Here is a 17,997-nt window from a genome sequence, read left to right as displayed (position 1 = left end):
AACGGCGCGGATCAAGGTCCACCCCCTGATCGTCTGGACCGCCAGTTCCGCACATGTACAGAATGTTTCGCACTCGTGGAGCCCCAACCAGGTCCTATGGCAACGCGGTTGACGAACAGTTAGGGTTGACCGGTCGAGCGACCTGGCCGTAAATCCCAAGCCGACCGCAAAACGGGGACTTTCATGCGCCTTAAGGAAAAGTTTCGTGCCGCACTCACCGCCTCGGCGGCAGAAGGCGGTCGACTCCCCTTCCTGATGAACGACATGGTCATCGAGGAACAGCTCTGCCAAATGCGCTGTTCCTACTGCCTCACCGAGGAGTACAACCTCCTCATGAACGTGCCCGACGCACGGCTGCGGCTCACCACCGATCGCCGTCAGGACTGGCACGAGATTCTGGACATGTACCACGAGCACGTGGACGCGCCCATTCTGCGGCTCTCCGGCGGTGAGTTCTTCTGGCTGAAAGGGTCCACCGAGTTCGTCCAGGAGGCCAGCCGCCGCTACGAGACCGTCCAGGTCATCACCAACGGCGTGTTTCTCAACGAGCGGCGCATCGAGGCGCTCGCCGCGATGGGCAACGTCCAGCTGAACATCTCCCTGGACGGACACACGCTGGAGCTGAACCGGCACCGGCTGCCCCCGAAGCAGGCCAAGCTGCACGACGTCATCATGCGCAGTCTCCACGCGGCGGCCGAGGCCGGGCTGCGCATCGACATCCAGTCGGTGCTCACCGACGCCAACTACACGGGCCAGCTGGAGTTCGCCCGGTATCTGCGCGACGAGGTCGCGGGCAGCACCACGCTGTACTTCTTCCCCGTGCGCGGCGACACCGCCGAGCGCATGGGCCCGCCGCCCGGCGACCACCTGATGCCGCTGGTGGAGCGCTACGACGAGTTCGCGGACGTCCTGCCGCCGCGCGCCTACGTCGAGCACATGGCCGAACAGCTGAAGACGAACGTGCGCACCCTCGGCTGTTTCGTCACGGCGACCATGGCCCAGCTCTTCGGCCAGGGCGACGTCTCCGCATGCCCGCACGCCTGGGTCAAGCCGATGGGCAACCTGGCGCAGGACCGGAAGTTGCTGCTCGACCAGTACGGCTCGCACCAGCACTACGACCTGTTCATGCACGACCGGCCGCGGTTCTCCTTCTGCAAGACCTGCGCCACGCCGTCCGACGTCATCAACCTGTTCTTCCTGGACCGGATCACGGAAGAAGAGATCGGCGCGACGCACCTGTACTCGGGGGAGCGCTCACGCGCCCGGCTGCGGGAGCTGAAGGAGACGTTCCGGCCGGTCATATCCGACGCCCCCGCAACCGGACAGGGCGTCGCTCAGAGCGTCAGCTCCTGATCGCACTCGGCGTCGGCGTACAGCGCCGCGATGAGTTCCTGTACCTCCAGCGCCTGAGCCGGGGCCACCGTGCGGCCCCGGGCCCGGCCCGCCACCGTGTCCAGGAAGCCGCGGATCGCCGCCAGCTCGGGCCGGCGATCCTCGGCCGTGACCGTGCCCGCGGCGCTGCGCACCTCGCCGCGTCGCAGGTCCAGCACGGTGCTCTCGCCGCCGGCTGCGGTGGCCTCCAGGGTGAGGCCCATGACCCGGCTGCGGCGATCGATGCGCAGCTTCGCGTGACCTGCCGGGAACTCCAGGTCGGCGACGACCCGCTCCTCCACGCCTGCCGCGTCGACCCGGCAGGAGACCGGGCGGGGCCTGCCGAAGACGGTGATCAGCAGATCCAGGGCGTGCGCGCCGAGGTCGACCAACGCCCCGCCGCCGGCCCGCGCCGCGTCGCCGTACCAGTTCGTCACCGGCCGCCACAGCCGCTGGCCGGCCGTGGTGAAGGTCAAGGTGATCTCACAGGGGCCCTCGGGCAGCGCCTTGAGGAACGCCGGCACCAGCTCGTGGAAGCGGTAGGGCAGGTTGACCGCGAGCCGGTCGGCGCCGGCCGCCCGGGCCAGGTGGCGCGCCTCAACCACGTCGGCGGCCAGCGGCTTCTCGCACAGGACGTGCGCCCCGGCCTCGAGCGCCGCGAGCACGGGCTCGGTGTGGGCGTCGTTGGGGGTGCACACCGCCACCACGTCCGGCCTGCCGACCGTGAGGAACTCCTCCAGGCTGGTGGTGACCAGGACGCCGTCGGCCGCCGCGCCGAGCACCGAGCGGGCACTGTCGGCGTCGGTGTCGCAGGCGGCGACGAGGGTGTAGTCCTCGTGGTCGGTGACGACGGGCAGGTGATAGCGCTGGAAGACGCGACCACAGCCGACCACTCCGTAGCGCAGGGTCATCGGCCCACTCCCGCCGCGACGAGGGCCTCGGCGCCGCAGACGCGCTCCACCCGCTCGCCGAATTCCTTGAAGGACTCGCCGAGGTGCTCGGCGTCGTAGTCGGCCACCAGGTCCCGCAGATCGGCGGTGAGCCGCGTGGCGAGGTCGGGCGGACCGGTCTCGGCGAGGACGAGTCCGTAGTTCATGAAAGCGAGGAACAGCTCCGGCAGCCCGTTGCGCCAGGCCCGCAGCCGGCTGAGGAAGGCGCGCGGATTGTGTTCCGTCCCTCGTAGCCGGCGGGCGCCCAGGGCGATCTTCTGGGCGATGAACGGCAGGACGTTCTCCTTGCGGTCGCTGATCTCCTCGCCGACCTCGCTCCACGCGCTCCACAGGGCCTCGACACGGGGGTCCGGCACCCGGTAGTCACGGCGAGCGGTGCGCAGGATCTCGTAGGCGTCGCCCTCCAGGCCTTCGATGTCGGCCAGCGGCAGCGGCTCCTCGATCTTGTCGTACATCTCGGTGCCGCGCAGCGCGATGGCCCGGTTGATCAGGAAGAACGGGTTGTCCGCCTCGTGGATCCGAGCGGCCACGATGAACTCGAGGTTCTCCCAGAGTTCGTCGATGGTGGTCTTCGGCTCGATCATGATCCAGCCGGGGTCGAGGCCGAGGCCCTTGCGTTTGAACATGCGGGCCGCGTCCAGGTTGTAGGCCACCGTGGTGCCCTTCTTGAACCGCCGCAGCATGCCGGGCGACCCGGACTCGATGCCCAGCAGCGCGGACGAGAGTCCCGCCCGGTGCAGCAGGTCGAGAGCCTCGTGGTCGATCAGCCCGGAGTCGACCCGGAACTCGCAGTGGAACTGGAACTTCAGACCACGGCTGAGGACGGTCTCGGCGAACTCGACGGCGTGCGCGAAGCCGTCGCCGAACGCCCCGCCGAAGTTGTCGTCGTTGAACCAGATGAAACGGGTCCCGAACTCCCTCTGCAGGTACTCGATCTCGTCGACGACGTCAGCGGGCGGTCGCATCCGCCAGAAGCCGTCCACCACTCCGGGCTGGCGGGGCGCGTAGCAGAAGGTGCACTTGGCGTGGCAGCCTCGGCTGGTGAACGTGGAGGCCACGGGCGTCGCGATGCCCGCCGCCTTGTGGTACTCCAGCACGTCACGGGCCGGCCAGACGAGGTTGCCGAGGTCCGGCAGCACGGGCATGCCGCTGCTGCGCACCCGGTCGCCGTCGCGGTAGAACAGCCCGGGCGTCTGCCGCCAGTCGGTCCCGGCGGTCAGCCGGTCCATGATCCCCACGACCGTCAACTCGCCCTCACCGAAGGTGACGCAGTCGGCCTCGGGCACCTGCTCGGCGATGAGTTTCGCGTTGTAGGTGCAGAAGGCGCCGCCGATGGCGATGAAGACGTCCGGGTCGGCGGTCCGCACGCACCGGATGAGCCGGATGGCATCGATGATGTGCAGGTCGTACATGATGCTGATGCCGACGAAGCGGGGGCGCTCCCGGCGGATCAACTCGATGATGGCCTCGTCGCTTGGCGTACGGCCGTGCAGATTAAGCGAGGTGACGGAGTGTCCGGCGTTACGCAGATACCCGGTGATGCAGGCCAGACCCAGATTCTCGCGGACCTTCTCGTAGAAAATCCGCAGTGCCGGGTCGAGTTGGACGTACTCCTCGTCGGTGACGGTCACGTTCTGGTTGTTCAGGCTGAGTGCCCCCGTGGCTATCTCACGCGGGGTCAACAGCACGACGTCCGACATCTGACCCTAACCCTTCCCCGTGGTCGTTAAACAAGTCGATGCAAATCAAGTGCAGTTATCGCCACGCGCGGAGCATTGCCGACGTGTCGTGCCGTACGAGTGTCACTTCGGTTGTTCCCGTCACCGAGACCGACGCGGGGTGCGTCGTGTCAACCACCGTATCCGCCATGCGCACTTCATGGCAGGCATCCATCTTTTCAGGCCAGCTCAACACGGCCGGAGGCAGCTTGGGATCCGACACCTCCAGTCGGCGCAGCGGAACACGCAAGCCGACGCCGATCGCTTTCAGCACGGACTCCTTGCGCGTCCAGTAGCGCAGAAATGCCGCCGGCCGTTCGGCGGGCGGGCGGGCGCGCAGAGCGGCCAGTTCCGTGTCGGTCAGGACACGGGGGGCCAGCTTCTCCACATCGGTGCCGGCGCCGTCCTCGACGTCGAGCCCGACGTCCGCGCCACGGCAGACGGCGAGCCCGATCACGTCCCCGCTGTGCGAGACGGAGAAGCGGACGTCCGCGTGGGCGCTCCCGGCCGGTACGTCGAGCGTGACCTTGCCGTGCGGTCCGCCGCAGCGCGGACACACGCGCCGCAGGGGCACGTCGACGGGCGGCAAACCCAGCAGTTCGCCGAGCACCATCCGGCTGACCGCACAACCGGCGAGGAAGCGGCGTTGGTTGCCAGGGTCGGCCGTGGCCTCGTAGCGGCCGAGTTCCACGGGATCGAGCAGTCCCACCAGGTCCGGGCGCGCGTCGGCCAGGCGGGCCCACCAGACCTGCACCGGGCGCGGTGGGCGGTCCGCCGCTGTCACGCGCCGGCCTTCAGCCGCACTTCCCCGACGAGCCGGAACCCCATGTGCGGCACCTTGAGGATCTGGGCGCCCGAGCCGACCTCCCGGAACCGGGCCCGCAGTGCCTCGATGACGTCCCGCGGGTCCTCGCCGGTCAGCCGCAGCAGGTCGGGCCGCGGGACGATGACGGCCCGGCGGTCGGCGAGCGCGCGCAGCGCCTTGGCCTCGGCCTCGGACAGCCGCACGGACGCGGACGGAGTGGTGAGAGCGCCGGTCTCGTCCAGGTCGAGGATCTGGGCGGACGCGGGGGCGGCGACGTCCCGCAGATAGGTCAGGAAGGACACGAGGCGTTCGGCGCCGAGCGGCGCGGCCATGACGAAGCCGGCGCCCGAACGGAGGGCCGCCAGCGTGCCCTTGGCGGTCGGCGCCGGCTGTACGAGGACGGCGTAGGCGCCTTCACGGGTGATCTCGCGCAGTTCGAGCGGAGCCGAGCCGTCCGCCTCGGCGGCCACGAAGGCGACGAGCAGGTCGTCGGCGACGTGCGCGGCCAGCTCCCTCGGGTCCTGGGCCGCCGCCTCCTTCAGCGGCAGTCCGGTGCGCTCACAAGCCTCTCGCAGACGGGCGGCTTCCGGCGCAGCAAGTCCCCGGGTGAGTACGTACATGCTGTTCGAGCCTCTCGTCGCGTGCGGACCACGGAGTGGATCACAGACCTGTCACATGCTCCAACTGTCGTTCTCCTTCCCATAGTTCCATGATCGACCCTTGGTCTACACTCCTGCGCATGCCAGAGCGCCCCTCCCCCGCCCCCTTGGTCCGGCGCACCACACACCCACTCCTGGCGGACGACCGGCCGATCCGGCTGCCGCACACCGAGTTCGACGGCGCCGAGGTGCGGTTCCTCGGCGAGCCGGTCGATCCGGCCGTCCTCCCCTCGTCGGCCACGGAACTGTGGCACGCATGCGACGGCGCCCGGCCGTACCGCTCCTGGCCGTCCCGGGAACGGGAGTTGATCGCCGGCTGGCATGCGGCGGGCCTGGTGGTCGCCGCTCCGCCGCCCCGCTCGCAGCCGTCACGCGCCCTGACCCTCCTGTCTCCCCACCCGGACGACGCCCAACTCGCCCTGGGCGGACTGCTCGCCCGCTTCGGCGGCCGGGTGGTGGACGTGTTCTCGCACGAGACCTGGACGCGTCGCGCTCACTATCGGAGCCGTCCCTCGCTGGCGTCACGCCTGCTGCTGGAGGAGGAGCGGGTGGCGTGCGGGGTGCTGGGCGCGGAGCTGACCGTGCTCGGCCACACGGACGCCGCCGACCGCGCCGCCTGGCGGGACGGCTACTTCCTCGGGCCGCAGTCCGTGGACGCGGCGCGTGCGACGGAGCCGGAGCTGTTCGAGCGCGTCACCGCCGATCTGGCCGCCGAGGCGGCCGGCGGTGGCCTGGTGCTCGTCCCGCTGGCCGTGGGCGGGCATGTCGACCACGTCCTGACCCGGCAGGCCGCGCTGGAGCTGATCGCCCGCAGGACGCTGGAGCCCGAACGGGTCGCGTTCTACGAGGACATGCCGTACTCGCTGTTCGCGGACGCCACGGCCGAAGCCGGCCGGCTCGCGGTCGGCCCCGAGCCGGCCGCGCCGGTTCCGGTGCTGATCCCGGCGTCGGAGGCGGCGGTACGCACCAAGCAGGAGGCGCTGTGGCCCTACCGGCTCCAGGTGCTGGAGGCGGTCTCGAAACGGATCGTCCGCCATGGCCGGCGGCTCGGCGCGCCGGGGTGGGCGGAACGCCTCTGGGTGCTGCCGGAATCCGCCGCCGCCTTCGGGGAGTTGGCGGCCGCGGCGGCGGAGGAAGCCGTCGCGGCCGGGTGAGGGCGGCCTCGGCATGCGACTGCACACACGGGAATGGGGCACCGGCGACCGCGTCGCCGTCCTCGTCCACGGCCTCATGGCCGACCACCGCACCTGGCACGAACTGGTCCCGGTCCTGACCGGACGGGGCTATCGCGTGCTCGCCGTGGACCTGCGCGGTCACGGCGGCAGCGGCCGGGGCGCATACGCGCCGCACCTGTTCGCACAGGACCTGCTGGAGACGCTGCCGCGCGGCCCGGAGCTGGCGCTGGGCCATTCGCTGGGTGCCCTGGCCCTGGCGCTCGCCGTGGCGGAACTGGAGCCGGAGCGTGCCGTCTACTCGGAGCCCGCCTGGCGGCTCGGCGGCCCGGACGGCACCCTCGACCCGGCCGTCTTCACCCTCTTCAAACGCGTGCCTCGGCTGCTGATCAGGAGTCTGCGCCCGCAGTGGGGAGAGCGGGAGGTCGCGGCCGAGTTGGCGGCGCTGGACGCCTGGGACGAGAGGTCGGCGCTCGCCCTCTCCGCCTACCGTGCCGCCGATCACACTCCGGAGAAGCCGCTCGTCCGCTCCCTCGTCCAGGCGGCGGAGCCGAGCACGCTGGTGAGCGGGGAGATGCGGGCGGAGCTGACACGGCGGGGGTTCGAGGTGCGGACCGTGCCGGACGCCACGCACGCGATCCACCGGGACAGCTTCGAGGCGTTCCTCACGTCGCTGTCGGGGTGGCTGTGAACGGTGCGGGTCAGTGCACCGCGCGCAGCATGCGCGTCACGTTGATCCTCGTGGGCGAGAGACCCAACTCGACGCTCTGCATCATCCGTTCGCCGTTCAGGCGGCCGTACGCGAGCAGGTCGATGTTCGCGAGGCTGAATTCCGGCCAGGTGTGGATGCTCAGGTGCGAGGCGGAGAGAAGGAGGATGGCGGTGACGGCGCCGTTCGGGAAGATGTGCGAGGACTCACCGAGTACCGTGGCGTTTCCCTTTTCGGCGGCCGTGCGCAGGACCTTGAGGAGGCGCTGTTCGTCGGTCAGGATGCTGTGGTCGCTCACCCAGACGTCGACTGCGTACGAGCACAGATCGTCGACGTTTATTCCGTCGGTGGCGGGACTGCTGGAGTTGGTCATGGGGAACCGGAGGCCGCTTGTCGCTCGCCCCCGTCTCCTTTCAGATAGGTATGTGCTGGTCTGACGGCCGAAGTGGAAGGTCGGCGAGGCCGGTTCACTCACGGTCCGGCGGGGCGCAGCGTAGCATCCGGCGCGCTCTAGGGCTCGCGGGCACCCTGCGTCAAGGGGATCACGGGAGGTCACGCGGATTGGCCGGAACACTGCGGACGACGATGGACGACGAAGGAGCGGAGTTCTTGGAGCGGCAGGGCGCATCGGACCGGGATTTCCTGGCACTTGACTGTATTTCGGCGACGTTCGGCATCACGGCGGCTTGGCTCGGTCACGATCCGAGCGTTCTGGGAGATCACTGGGGATACCACCGCAGGACGGACGACGTCGACTCGGAATGGCCCGTGGAACAGATCGGGATCCAGCGTCGGAAACCCGAGGAAATCCTGAGCGAATGGTACGGCCTGACCGCCGACCACATTCACCACGCCGACTCGCGACGAGCCGAGGAATACATTCGGGATCAGCTGTCGGACGGGAATCCGGTGATCGCCTGGGTGGACACCTTCCATGTCCCCCACAGTTCGTTCCACGGCCAGCAGCACCATTCACACCGGATAGTGATCCATCCCGGGGACGGCGACGGCGGGGAGAAGGCCGGCGCGTTGCGGATCGTCGACCGCTATCAGGGGTCCCTCTTCGACGGCTTCATGGAGAGCGGCACGCTGTTCACCGCCATGTCCTCGGACGCGCTCGGAGAGGCCCGCAGGGGCGACCCCGATTGGCGGAACCGCACGGTGGTCGTGAAAGCCGGCCGGCTCGCTTCCGGGAAAGCGCGCAAGGAGGCCTGCGAGGAGAGGCGACAGGAGCGGTTCCGCTCCGTCGTCGCAGAGAACGCGCACTCCTTTGCCGGTGCGGATCTGGTGACCGCGTGCGCCGACGAACTGCGCGCCACCCCGGACGCCTTCGCCTCGCTCAGTCCCGTGGGAACGATCGAGGTCAGCGCCTGGTTCGGCGAGTTGGCCAGCCAGCGCGCCCTGAACGCGCGCTTCCTGCGGGCCGCCGCCGAGACCTGTGCACTCCCGCTGCTGCACGACCGGGCCGCTGACGCGGAAGCCCTCTCCCGGCGCTGGGAAATGACCCGGAACTACTTCTTCCTGCGCTTCCGGAAGGGATCTGTGGCGGTAGGGCGCATCGCCGATCTCATCACCGAGACAGTGACCCTGGAAGCGGAGTGGAACGCGAGACTGCGGGAATCGATCGCCGAGCAGAACGGCGCGTCCCGGGATCCCGTGACCGGCCTTCAGCCCCCGCCCACGGCCGGCACCGCGCTCTGCAGGAAGCCTAGGTAGCGGCTCGCCAGCCGCCTGCTCGCCGGGCCGGTCTCGATCCGGGCGAGCGAGATGGGCCTGAGCTGCGCGTGCGGGAATCCGGGTTGGTAGAGCGCCAGGTCGGCACCGGCGGGCCGCCGGGCGAGCAGTGTCCGCAGCCGCGCCCCGAGCTCCGTCGGTGAGGCGGCGTACCGCGCCGCGCCCCGGGTGGCCTCGCCCAGGTCCGCCAGGACGGAGTCCTCCAGCAGCCCGTCGTCGCCGGGCAGGAGAGCGGTGACGGTGCAGTCGAGCCGGTCGAACATCCGCAGCACCTCCCGCTGCGCCGGCTCGCCACCCGCGTCGGAACCGGTGCCGGCCCGGTACACGTCGAGATCGAAGCTGACATAGCCGACCGCCCCCGTCCCTGCCACGGTCGACACGGCGGTCGCCACGAACAGGAAGAGACCGCCGGGGTCCTTCAGCCCGCTCACGAAGAACGTGTCCACGCCGGACAGCTCCGGCCTGTCCCGGCGTACGTCGACGACGTGCGTGGTCAGGCCCAGCGCAAGGCGGGCCGCTTCGTCCCCGATGGACTCGAGCACCCGTTCGTCGGTGTCCGCGACATGCACGTGCCGCACGCCGTCCGCCAGGCCGATGGCCACGCCGAACATCTCGTCGTCGCCGAGTTGCAGCACCGTCCGGCCGTCGAGGTCGTCGTAGTAGTCCATGACCGCGAGCCGTCGCCGCAGCGAGGCGAAGGTGTCGAAGCTCTGGTGCAGTTCGGGGTCCGGTGCGTAGGTACGCCGAGCCAGGACCTCGGCCAGGACATCCCAGTCGACGAGCCCGTCGGCGAGCGTGAGGTCGACCAACCCCGGCGCGCCGTCGTCGCGGGCGGCCGCGATCCCGGCGGTGGGGCGGACCGTGCCGTCGGGGTCGACGCGTACCGCTCCGTCCCGGCACATCCGTGAGAGCACCCATAGCCCGGAGTTGACCGTCATCGGGCCACGGGCGATGTCGTCGAGCCGTCCGCCGCCCCGCGCGCGCCGGACGACCTGGGCCACCGCGCGCACCGTGGCCCGCGGGTCGCACACTTCGTCCGGGCCCGCAGCCCGGAGGACACGGGACCATTCGGCGTGCTGCTCCGCACTCACCGCCCGTCCCCGGCTTCCGCCTGCCGCGAGGCGACGTAGGCGACGATTTTCTCCAGGGTCGAGAAACGGTCGACGACGAGATCCTCATCGGGAATGGAGATTCGGAACCGCTCCTCCAGCCGGTTCAGGAACTCCAGCAGCTGCAGGGATCCCAGAGTGAAAGAAAGCAAATGCGTATCGGGCGCGATCCGGTCCGGATCGAATGTGTCGTCGACCGATCTCAGAAGTGTGGATACGTCATAGAATAATTCATTCCTCTGATGACTCGTCACACCGGCATACCTGCTCGGAGAAATCATTGGCCAAACATGAACAGATTGTTTCAGAAAGGGCTCCCCTTCTTGATCGCGTACGGACTACCCTGGCCGGTACCGGGGCGCAGCCGTCGCCCGCAGGCCCCACAGCATCGAGGAGCAGCCCGTGAACGACCTTTCCTACAGCGACTTCGAATCCGCGCTCCGGCAGTCACTCCCCTTCCTCGACGAGGAGACACCCGTCGACGCGCACGCGAGCCTGACGGAACTGGGCCTGGATTCGCTGACGTTGCTCGGCCTGGTGGCGGAGCTGGAGGACAGGTTCTCGGTGGAACTGCCGGACGAGATGCTGGTCATGGAGACCTTCGAGACACCGTCGACCCTGTGGAGCAGTCTGTCGAGCCTCCCCCGCACCTGAGCGTGCGGACGGCCGCGGGTTCACTGCGCGGATGACCGAACCAGGAGCACGCCTGTGGCGTGGATCAGGAAGCACCCCGGTGCGCGGCGGCTCGGGGCCCTCGGATGGCGTGGAGCGCGTCGCCTCTGATCATGGACGCGGTGTGACCGCGATGCCGAGGGCCGACCGGAGACGGCACCCTCGCGCAGGCGGCGAGGGACGGACCGGCCGAACGCCTTGAGGCGGCCTCGCAGGGACCGGCGTTCTCGACCGGACTCGGTCACCGTCGCCCTCGACATCTGGATCGCCCCCGCGATGGGCGCGGGTGACCCCATCCGGCTGGTGCCGCGCCTCGGCGCAGACTGTCTGCACTCCACCGGACCGAGGTGCGAGGAGACTTGGGTCGACTCGCCGTACCTCCTCATCCCGGCCGGCGGCCCATGGCGGCCGGCCCGCAGCGGGCACCCACCCGCCAGGCCCCAGACACGACGGAGAACCATGACCGCCGACGGCTCGACCCCCGGCACCGGCCAGCAAGCACGCGCCGCCGCGCTCCTGCGCCGCCCCAAGCTGTGGCTGGTGCCCACGATCCTCACCGGGTTGCTCGCCCTGCTGCTGTCGCTGCTCTACATGGGCGGCATCGTCAGCCCGCAGAGCGACCTGCACGACCTGCCGATCGCACTCGTCAACGACGACACCGGCAAGCCGCCGACCGGGCAGAAACAGAACCTCGGCACCCAGGTGGCCGCGGCCATCACCTCGGACACCTCCAGCGACACAGCCGACTGGCGGCAGCTGACCCGAGCCCAGGCCCAGGACGAGCTGGACGCGGGCAAGGTCTACGGCGCCCTGGTCATCCCCGCGGACTTCACCGACTCCGTCGCCGCACTCACCAGTGCGAACGCGACCGCGCGGCCCACCATGACCGTGCTGACCAACCCCGCCAAGGGCAGCCTCGGCTCCTCGCTCGCGAGCAAGATCACCACCACCGCGGCCCAGCAGTCCTCCCAGACCATCGGCAAACGACTGACGGCCGCCGCCTCGGGAGCGAACTCCACGACCAAGCTGCTGCTCGCCGACCCGGTGAACGTCGTCACCCAGGTCGGCCACCCCCTCGGCAACCACAGCGGCCTCGGTCTGAGCGCCTTCTACTACACCCTGCTGCTCGTGCTGGCCGGCTTCATGGGGGGCAACGTCATCAGTAACGGCGTGGACACCGCTCTCGGATACGCGGACAACGAGATCGGCCCCTGGCACACCCGGCTGCCCACGGTGCCGATCAACCGCACCCAGACGCTGCTGCTCAAGATGGCCATGACGGCCGGTATCTCGGCCCTCAGCGTCTCCCTCGTACTGCTCGCCTGCGTCAGCGCCCTCGGTATGGACGCGACCCACATCCCGCTGCTGTGGATCTACTCCTACTGCGCGACCCTCGCGGTCGGCCTCGGCGTCCAGGCCATCAACGCGGCCTTCGGCGGGATCGGCCAGCTGGTGTCCATGTTCGTGTTCATCGTGCTCGGCCTGCCCTCCTCGGGCGCCACCGTCCCCCTCCAGGCGGTCCCCGGCTTCTACCGTTTCCTGTCCCACTTCGAGCCCATGCGCCAGCTCAGCGACGGCGTCCGGGCGATCCTCTACTTCGACGCACGCGGCGACGCCGGGCTGACCCGGGCCTGGATCATGATCGCGATCGGCGCGGCCCTCGGTCTCCTCTTCGGCTTCGCGATGGCCGCCTACTACGACCGCAAGGGCCACAAGCGCCTCACCCCGCAGCCCACCCACCGACCCTGACGTCGCTCGTCCGATGGTGGTCCGCCGCATGAAGCCGCTCGGCTTCACGCTGGACCAGATGAGCGAGCTGCTCACGGCGACCGACCGCCCGGACGTCACCCCCGCAGGCTGACTCGCGAGCCCGGCTTCAGCTCCTGACGGCTTCCGCGATCCGCAGGGCGGCCTGGGCGGGGGTGAGGTGCGTGGTGTCGACGACCTCGGCCTCGCCGTGCAGCCACGTGCGGGCCGCCTCGGCGTAGGGCTCGAGGTATGCGAGGCGGAACGAGGAGGGGCCGAGAACAGTGTCCCCCTCGATGCGCCCGCGGAGGGTGTCCTGGTCAGCGTGGAGCACGAAGTGCCTGACCGGAATGGCATGTCGGGCGAGGCCCGTGCTGATCTCGCGCCAGTACTGCTCGACCAGGACAGTCATCGGCATCACCAGAGTGCCGCCGGTGTAGTCGAGTACACGGCGGGCGGTCTCGACGACGAGCGGCCGCCACGGCGGCCAGTGCTGGAAGTTGTCCGTCGCGGGCAGCCCCGGTGTGATGTCCATGAGCGTCTCGCCGACCTTCTCGGCGTCGAAGACCCGTGAATCCGGAATCAGTTGCTGCACGAGTGCGCTGGTCGTCGTCTTGCCTGCGCCGTGGGTGCCATTGAGCCATACGATCATGTGCCGAACGCTAGCGCCGTACGGGCAGCGAAGACGGGAATGCCACCAGGCCGGGCTGGACAGGGTGGCACTCCCGTCGCCGTTCTCCTGCGGTCAGCGGGCCCTGGCGAGCTGCTCGACCCGGTCGTGCAGGTTGTCGACGTGGTGCTCGGACTCCGGTTTCATCAGCACGCTCCGGAGGATCCGGGCGCCGTCGGCGTCTGCGGTGACCTCGGGGTGCCGGGCGGTGAACGCCTCGCGGTCGGCCTTGAGAGTGCTCAGGAAGGTCGGGTCGGGACCGGTCATGCCGTCGGCGAGGATGCGGACGGAGGCCGTGTCGATGGCGGTCAGGGAGGCCCGCCCGACGGTGGGGAAGTAGCTGACGATGTCCAGTTCGGGCCGTTGGTAGAGCGTCAAGTACTCCGATTCGTCGATGAGTTGCGCCCACCTCAGCGCCGCCCGTCGCCCGGCCGCCAGGACTTTGCCGAGGCCGTCGGGCGTGGGTGGCAGAAGCTGGAAGGTGAGCCACAGGGCGGCGGCGGAGGCGCCGGCGCGCGAGCATTCCAGGCTGATCTCGCCGAGGTGGAGTTCGGCTGAGGTGAAGTAGGTGTAGGGCGAGTCGTGGAGGTAGAAGCGGCCGACCTCGGGGTCGCGGAAGAGGACCGCGCCGCAGCCGTAGGGCTGGAGTCCGTGCTTGTGCGGGTCGACCACGACCGAGTCGCACCGTGCGACGGCCCGCCAGAGCTCGGTCGAGAGCCCTTCGGGGCCGTCGGCGCCGGCGAGGAGCGTGAAGAACCCGCCGTACGCGGCGTCGATATGGACGCGGACGCCGTGGCGCTCGGCGATCGGCAGGGCCAGGTGGACGGGATCGACCGCGCCCAGCCCCGTGGTACCGGTGGTGAGCACGACGGTGCCGACCTCACCGGTGCGCAGGACGTCCTCCAGTGCGTCGAGGTCCATGCCGCCCCGGTTGTCGGTGGGCACGGGGTGACCCTTCACGCCGAGGACGTGACACATGCGGCCGTGGGTGTAGTGGGCGTCCGCGCTGTAGGCGATCCCCCGGCGGGGGTGGAGTTCGCGGGCGACGAACAGGGCTTCGAGGTTGGCGATCGTGCCGCTGGTCGTGAGGTGCCCCAGGTGTGCGTCGTAGCCGAACATCGTGGCCAACTGCCCGACGACCTCACGTTCCATCGCCGCGGTGGCGGGGCCGCCGTCCAGGGCGTGGTTGTTCGGGTTGATCAGCATCGCCGTGAGGTAGCCGACCACGGCCGCGGGGTGCGGGGGCTTGAGCATCTGGCCCGCGTAGTGCGGGTGGAAGAAGGGGTAGTTGTTCCGCAGCCGTCCGGTGAACAGCTCGAAGGCGTCGGCGAAGCGCTCGTCGTCCACCTGGAGGGACGGGTGGGGTAGGTAGGGGCCGAAGGTGTCGGCCCAGTCCTGTATCGCGTGCGTGGCTCGACCGAGCCAGTGCTGTAGATCCACTGATCTCCCTCTCAGTCTCGGGGTGCGCCTACTCTAGGATTTATGTGACTGATCAGCAATTGACTGCTCAGCAATTGAGATGGCAGCAGGTGCTCCGGCAGTAAACTCACGGCGATGAACGACATGCCCGAGCCGAACACCGAGGCCGCCGCTCGTGCCGCGAACAGCGGGCTCGTCCGGGATTTCGGCCTGCTGATCAAGTCCGCGACTCGTCTGGAACAGCGGATCGACGCCGCCCTGCGGCGGGACTGCGGGATCAGCCACACCATGCTGGAAGTGCTCATCCGGCTCTGCCGCCGCCCCGGCGAGGAAGTCTCGCAGCGACAGCTCGCCGACGACCTCACGCTCACCAGCAGCGGCACGACCCGGCTGATCGACCGGATGGAAGAGGCCGCCCTGGTCCGCCGCGTGCCGTCTCCCGAGGACCGGCGGGTGGCCCTCGTGGAACCGACCACCGAGGGCCGAGCGACCTTCGTCCGCGCCGCGGCCGTCCACGCCCGCATGGTGGAGAAGTTCTTCGTCGAGCCGTTGACCGCCGACGACTACACGCGGTTGACCGGCGCCCTGAGTGAGATCGACAAGGCGCTGCGCGAGGCCGCCGGCTGACAGGGGCGCGGGACGGCGGCCCGGAGGAAAGGGTGCGCACCATCCGAGCTGGATCCTGGTTGTGATCACTGCGTGCGCAGGCCACGCCTCGACCCGCGTAGCGTCCAGGCAGCGCAGTTTCAGCCCGGCTTCAGCTCGGCCCCGCCTGCCGCCGGGGGTGCCCCTCAGCGTTCGATGTCGGGCCGGTGCGGACGACGGCCTGGTCGCCGTGAGGGCCGAACAGGTGCGGGATTTCCACCGCTTCGGCGTCGGCCGGGCCGAACCAGTGGGGCTCACCGGTGTCGAACTCGGCCACCTCGCCCGGCTGGAGAGTGATCTCGCGCTCCCCGAGGATGAGGCGGAGCCGGCCGGCGAGCACGTAGAGCCATGCGTATCCGGCGTGGGTCACCAGTCTCGGTTCACGGTGCGAAAGCACCTGCTTGAAGACCTGAACCCGGCCCGGGTACTGCGTCAGCGGGACGAGGACGCTTCCGCGCTCCCGGCGTCGAGGCTTCAGATGGACCCGCGGATCACCGGTCGCCGGAGCCGTCACCAGTTGGTCCAGCGCGACGCGGTGGGCGCGGGCGAGCGGGATGAGCAGGTCGAGCGTCGGGCGCCGTCGGCCCGACTCCAGGCGCGACAGCGTGCTCACGGAGATTGCGGTGTCCAACGACAAGGACACCATCTACCTGCTCAAGCCCACCGGCGCCAAAGCGGACGTCCACTCCTACACCAAGCGCGCCAACGACGCCGACGGCAACGGCAACGGCAACATCAACTACCACGGCTGTCACCCCGTCGAAGCACCCTTCCGACGGCGGCGAGAGAGATCTTCGTGGTCGGTCCACCGCGTCGGCGGATGACGGCACGGTCGCCGGTTCCGCGGCTGGGGCCCCCTGGCACGGGCCCCAGCCGCATGTTGGTGAACACGCACCATGGCCCACATCCTCAGCCGCGCTGCCCGTCCTTCTCCTGCTTCGCCAACAGCGAGACCGCGCACAGCAGTACGGCCGAGCCCGCGGGGCGAAGTGCCCGTGGGCGTTGCCACAGCGCGCCGGACGGCATCGCTGTGACCAGCAGGCACACCGCCCCGACGGCGAAGCCGGCCGGCGCGCGGTCGTAGAGCTGCCCGGCCCGGCCGCGCCGTGCTTCCGCCTGGGTCAGCAGGTTGATCGCGGGTCTCGCCGAACAGGCCCCTGGCCCTGGTTCTGGCCCTGGCCCTGAGGAAGGCTCAGCACTTGAGCCTGAAGGTGAAGTCGCCGGAGAGCCTGCCGTTCAGCCGGACTGCCGAAACGAGCTTCCCCTCCGTGATCAGTCTCTCCACCTCGGCCCGCGAGAGGCCGCAACCCTCAGCGATCAGGCGCACCGGCCGGACCGGTATCCGCGCCGCGAAGCGGACCGAGACGTCGATCACCTCGCGGCCCGGGCAGTCCGGACCTCCGGTGTCGAGGCGCCAGGCATCGTCCCAGTCGAGGGCGAAGCGATTACGGCGCCGAACGCCTGGATCCTGGAGCAACTCAGCTGTCAGGACGGGGTCGTTGTCATGCAGCCGGTCCAGCAGCCCAGGTCGCACGGAGCGCACATTCATCCGCTCCAGGAACGTGAGCTTCGCGGTTTCCCCGCAAGCGGTACAGAGTACGAGGAGCCAGGCGTCGATGAGCTTGTGGTGTGCGTTGACGCGGAATTTTCCGCTTGCCCTGAAACGCTCGGACGCGCACGCGTGGCAACGGCGGAGAACGAGCGGCAGGCAGGTGGGCACGACCACCCAGTTTTCGAGCACAGAAGTACACCGGTTTCAGTGAGAAGTCCGCAGCAAAAAGCAGCGCGGCGCACATGCGCGACGCGCGACGAATCAGCACTCGGGAGGTCTCACACGGTGTACAACGGCATGTCCTTGCCTGGACGACTGGGTTCGGCGGCACGGTAGTGGCGCACAGCGGCGCCGCTCCACTGGTTTTCGAGCGCAAGCACGCACGCGGCTACGCAGTGAACCGGTGCACGAACCGCCCGTGCACACTCGCCCACACACGCACAGCGAGGTCCCCACCCATGACCACGTCAACGACGAACCTGGCCGGCAGTCGAGGTAGGCACCGTTGCAGTACTAACCCCGCGAGTCCGGCTTCCAGTCCTGGGCGAGGAGACCGAGCAGCACCTCGTCGAGGAACTCGCCCATCACCCAGGCCGAAGAGCGCAGCACGCCCTCGCGGACGAAGCCGTTGCGCTCGGCGGAGCGCAGCATCGCGGCGTTGTCCGACAGCGTCTCGATCTGCAGCCGCTGCAAGCCGCGCACGATGAAACCGTAGTGGCAAAGAACCGCGACCACGTCGGTGCCGTAGCCCTTGCCGCGAGCGGACGGCAGCAGCCCCAGGCCGATGTGTGCGAACCGGTTGTGGTTGTCGATGCCCCACAGCGTGGCGGTGCCGACCAGCGTGCCGCCTTCCAACTCCACGACGGAGAAGGGGACATGCCCCTGTTCCTTGTCGTCCACCACGAGCCGCGAGTCCTTGGAGCCGGGCGTGATCGGCCGCCACGGCCGGCCTTCGGCCCGCGAGGCGTTGACGACGTCGTCGTAGAGCTCGGCCCGCAGGATCGGGATGTCGTCCTCGTGCCGGGCCCTGAGCCCGACCTTGTTGCCTCGAAGCATGCAAACTTCC

The 17,997-nt window shown here is 69.5% G+C and carries 19 protein-coding genes and 2 pseudogenes; 9 read left to right on the top strand and 12 right to left on the bottom strand.

Annotation, left to right across the window (positions count from 1 at the left end):
• Window positions 1-255 precede the first annotated feature (255 nt).
• The gene (locus tag ACFWBD_RS22500) at window positions 256-1,353 is read left to right on the top strand and encodes a radical SAM protein (RefSeq protein ID WP_385669424.1); all 1,098 of its coding nucleotides are present in this window, start codon (window positions 256-258) and stop codon (window positions 1,351-1,353) included.
• Here the strand turns inward: ACFWBD_RS22500 and ACFWBD_RS22495 are convergent.
• Genes ACFWBD_RS22495 through ACFWBD_RS22480 form a run of 4 tightly spaced genes read right to left on the bottom strand, consistent with a single transcriptional unit; the run spans window position 1,335 to window position 5,464 of the window.
• Complete coding sequence (locus ACFWBD_RS22495) at window positions 1,335-2,282, bottom strand: Gfo/Idh/MocA family protein (protein WP_385669421.1); 948 nt, start codon at window positions 2,280-2,282, stop codon at window positions 1,335-1,337. The two genes, ACFWBD_RS22500 and ACFWBD_RS22495, sit on opposite strands and share 19 nt — an antisense overlap.
• Entirely contained in the window at window positions 2,279-4,021 is a 1,743-nt protein-coding gene (locus tag ACFWBD_RS22490; RefSeq protein ID WP_385669418.1) for a B12-binding domain-containing radical SAM protein, read from the bottom strand. Before ACFWBD_RS22490 ends, ACFWBD_RS22495 begins: the two co-directional genes overlap by 4 nt.
• 55 nt (window positions 4,022-4,076) lie before the next feature.
• Entirely contained in the window at window positions 4,077-4,823 is a 747-nt protein-coding gene (locus ACFWBD_RS22485; protein ID WP_385669415.1) for a 4'-phosphopantetheinyl transferase family protein, read from the bottom strand.
• The gene (locus ACFWBD_RS22480) at window positions 4,820-5,464 is read right to left on the bottom strand and encodes a hypothetical protein (protein WP_385669412.1); all 645 of its coding nucleotides are present in this window, start codon (window positions 5,462-5,464) and stop codon (window positions 4,820-4,822) included. The genes ACFWBD_RS22485 and ACFWBD_RS22480 overlap by 4 nt, the downstream gene beginning before the upstream one ends.
• A gap of 119 nt (window positions 5,465-5,583) precedes the next feature.
• Here ACFWBD_RS22480 and ACFWBD_RS22475 point away from each other — a divergent pair, with 119 nt between their 5' ends.
• The gene (locus ACFWBD_RS22475) at window positions 5,584-6,657 is read left to right on the top strand and encodes a PIG-L deacetylase family protein (RefSeq protein WP_385669409.1); all 1,074 of its coding nucleotides are present in this window, start codon (window positions 5,584-5,586) and stop codon (window positions 6,655-6,657) included.
• Window positions 6,658-6,670: 13 nt separating this feature from the next.
• The gene (locus tag ACFWBD_RS22470; RefSeq protein ID WP_385669406.1) at window positions 6,671-7,366 is read left to right on the top strand and encodes an alpha/beta fold hydrolase; all 696 of its coding nucleotides are present in this window, start codon (window positions 6,671-6,673) and stop codon (window positions 7,364-7,366) included.
• 10 nt (window positions 7,367-7,376) lie between these two features.
• Here the strand turns inward: ACFWBD_RS22470 and ACFWBD_RS22465 are convergent, their stop codons facing one another.
• A complete protein-coding gene (locus tag ACFWBD_RS22465; protein ID WP_385669403.1) occupies window positions 7,377-7,757 on the bottom strand; it encodes an S-adenosylmethionine decarboxylase family protein in 381 nt (126 codons plus the stop codon).
• A 212-nt stretch (window positions 7,758-7,969) separates the two neighbouring features.
• Between ACFWBD_RS22465 and ACFWBD_RS22460 the strand changes: the two genes are divergently transcribed.
• The gene (locus ACFWBD_RS22460) at window positions 7,970-9,100 is read left to right on the top strand and encodes a BtrH N-terminal domain-containing protein (RefSeq protein ID WP_385669400.1); all 1,131 of its coding nucleotides are present in this window, start codon (window positions 7,970-7,972) and stop codon (window positions 9,098-9,100) included.
• On the opposite strand, the gene ACFWBD_RS22455 is transcribed toward ACFWBD_RS22460, so the two are convergent.
• Together ACFWBD_RS22455 and ACFWBD_RS22450 are read right to left on the bottom strand one after the other, a co-directional pair.
• Window positions 9,052-10,119 (bottom strand): bis-aminopropyl spermidine synthase family protein, encoded by a 1,068-nt coding sequence (locus ACFWBD_RS22455; RefSeq protein ID WP_385669397.1) that lies wholly within the window; start codon window positions 10,117-10,119, stop codon window positions 9,052-9,054. The genes ACFWBD_RS22460 and ACFWBD_RS22455 overlap by 49 nt on opposite strands.
• A gap of 86 nt (window positions 10,120-10,205) precedes the next feature.
• Entirely contained in the window at window positions 10,206-10,481 is a 276-nt protein-coding gene (locus ACFWBD_RS22450) for an acyl carrier protein (protein WP_385669394.1), read from the bottom strand.
• A 148-nt stretch (window positions 10,482-10,629) separates the two neighbouring features.
• Here ACFWBD_RS22450 and ACFWBD_RS22445 point away from each other — a divergent pair, with 148 nt between their 5' ends.
• The 3 genes and pseudogenes from ACFWBD_RS22445 to ACFWBD_RS22435 form a co-directional block, all read left to right on the top strand.
• Complete coding sequence (locus ACFWBD_RS22445) at window positions 10,630-10,881, top strand: acyl carrier protein (RefSeq protein WP_385669391.1); 252 nt, start codon at window positions 10,630-10,632, stop codon at window positions 10,879-10,881.
• Window positions 10,882-11,358: 477 nt separating this feature from the next.
• A complete protein-coding gene (locus ACFWBD_RS22440; protein ID WP_385669389.1) occupies window positions 11,359-12,648 on the top strand; it encodes a YhgE/Pip domain-containing protein in 1,290 nt (429 codons plus the stop codon).
• A pseudogene (locus tag ACFWBD_RS22435) lies at window positions 12,638-12,742 on the top strand (MerR family transcriptional regulator); the annotation flags it as partial. The gene ACFWBD_RS22440 and the pseudogene ACFWBD_RS22435, both read left to right, overlap by 11 nt.
• Window positions 12,743-12,775: 33 nt before the next feature.
• On the opposite strand, the gene ACFWBD_RS22430 reads toward ACFWBD_RS22435, so the two are convergent.
• Window positions 12,776-13,297: an ATP-binding protein gene (locus ACFWBD_RS22430; protein WP_385669386.1), complete on the bottom strand. Its 522-nt coding sequence runs from the start codon at window positions 13,295-13,297 to the stop codon at window positions 12,776-12,778.
• 93 nt (window positions 13,298-13,390) lie between these two features.
• On the bottom strand, window positions 13,391-14,755 hold the full coding sequence (locus ACFWBD_RS22425) for a pyridoxal phosphate-dependent decarboxylase family protein (protein ID WP_385669383.1): 1,365 nt from the start codon (window positions 14,753-14,755) through the stop codon (window positions 13,391-13,393).
• Window positions 14,756-14,869: 114 nt separating this feature from the next.
• Here ACFWBD_RS22425 and ACFWBD_RS22420 point away from each other — a divergent pair, with 114 nt between their 5' ends.
• Window positions 14,870-15,361, top strand: a complete 492-nt coding sequence (locus ACFWBD_RS22420; protein WP_385669380.1) for a MarR family winged helix-turn-helix transcriptional regulator — start codon at window positions 14,870-14,872, stop codon at window positions 15,359-15,361.
• A gap of 130 nt (window positions 15,362-15,491) precedes the next feature.
• Here ACFWBD_RS22420 and ACFWBD_RS22415 read toward each other — a convergent pair whose 3' ends face one another.
• Window positions 15,492-15,992 carry an XRE family transcriptional regulator gene (locus ACFWBD_RS22415; protein WP_385669377.1) on the bottom strand — a complete coding sequence of 167 codons (501 nt, stop codon included), beginning with the start codon at window positions 15,990-15,992 and terminating at the stop codon, window positions 15,492-15,494.
• Window positions 15,993-16,005: 13 nt separating this feature from the next.
• Here ACFWBD_RS22415 and ACFWBD_RS22410 point away from each other — a divergent pair.
• Window positions 16,006-16,128 (top strand): annotated as a pseudogene (locus tag ACFWBD_RS22410) (lamin tail domain-containing protein); the annotation flags it as partial.
• Window positions 16,129-16,571: 443 nt separating this feature from the next.
• Here the strand turns inward: ACFWBD_RS22410 and ACFWBD_RS22405 are convergent.
• Both ACFWBD_RS22405 and ACFWBD_RS22400 read right to left on the bottom strand, forming a co-directional pair.
• Window positions 16,572-17,120: a DUF1062 domain-containing protein gene (locus ACFWBD_RS22405; protein ID WP_385669374.1), complete on the bottom strand. Its 549-nt coding sequence runs from the start codon at window positions 17,118-17,120 to the stop codon at window positions 16,572-16,574.
• Window positions 17,121-17,444: 324 nt separating this feature from the next.
• Window positions 17,445-17,987 (bottom strand): GNAT family N-acetyltransferase, encoded by a 543-nt coding sequence (locus tag ACFWBD_RS22400; RefSeq protein ID WP_385669371.1) that lies wholly within the window; start codon window positions 17,985-17,987, stop codon window positions 17,445-17,447.
• Between the last annotated feature and the right edge of the window lie 10 nt (window positions 17,988-17,997).

Origin of the sequence: Streptomyces sp. NPDC060002 (assembly GCF_042737245.1) — a bacterium.
GTDB lineage: Bacteria > Actinomycetota > Actinomycetes > Streptomycetales > Streptomycetaceae > Streptomyces.
Note: the sequence above shows the minus strand (reverse complement) of the source record. Positions and strands in the feature narration are given on the sequence as shown.

Excerpts from the sequence above, each read along its gene's own strand:
- ACFWBD_RS22500 (WP_385669424.1), top strand. The coding sequence starts at position 256 with ATGAACGACATGGTCATCGAGGAACAGCTCTGCCAAATGCGCTGTTCC.
- ACFWBD_RS22495 (WP_385669421.1), bottom strand. The coding sequence starts at position 2,282 with ATGACCCTGCGCTACGGAGTGGTCGGCTGTGGTCGCGTCTTCCAGCGC.
- ACFWBD_RS22490 (WP_385669418.1), bottom strand. The coding sequence starts at position 4,021 with ATGTCGGACGTCGTGCTGTTGACCCCGCGTGAGATAGCCACGGGGGCA.
- ACFWBD_RS22480 (WP_385669412.1), bottom strand. The coding sequence starts at position 5,464 with ATGTACGTACTCACCCGGGGACTTGCTGCGCCGGAAGCCGCCCGTCTG.
- ACFWBD_RS22475 (WP_385669409.1), top strand. The coding sequence starts at position 5,584 with ATGCCAGAGCGCCCCTCCCCCGCCCCCTTGGTCCGGCGCACCACACAC.
- ACFWBD_RS22470 (WP_385669406.1), top strand. The coding sequence starts at position 6,671 with ATGCGACTGCACACACGGGAATGGGGCACCGGCGACCGCGTCGCCGTC.
- ACFWBD_RS22465 (WP_385669403.1), bottom strand. The coding sequence starts at position 7,757 with ATGACCAACTCCAGCAGTCCCGCCACCGACGGAATAAACGTCGACGAT.
- ACFWBD_RS22460 (WP_385669400.1), top strand. The coding sequence starts at position 7,970 with ATGGACGACGAAGGAGCGGAGTTCTTGGAGCGGCAGGGCGCATCGGAC.
- ACFWBD_RS22440 (WP_385669389.1), top strand. The coding sequence starts at position 11,359 with ATGACCGCCGACGGCTCGACCCCCGGCACCGGCCAGCAAGCACGCGCC.
- ACFWBD_RS22430 (WP_385669386.1), bottom strand. The coding sequence starts at position 13,297 with ATGATCGTATGGCTCAATGGCACCCACGGCGCAGGCAAGACGACGACC.
- ACFWBD_RS22420 (WP_385669380.1), top strand. The coding sequence starts at position 14,870 with ATGAACGACATGCCCGAGCCGAACACCGAGGCCGCCGCTCGTGCCGCG.
- ACFWBD_RS22400 (WP_385669371.1), bottom strand. The coding sequence starts at position 17,987 with ATGCTTCGAGGCAACAAGGTCGGGCTCAGGGCCCGGCACGAGGACGAC.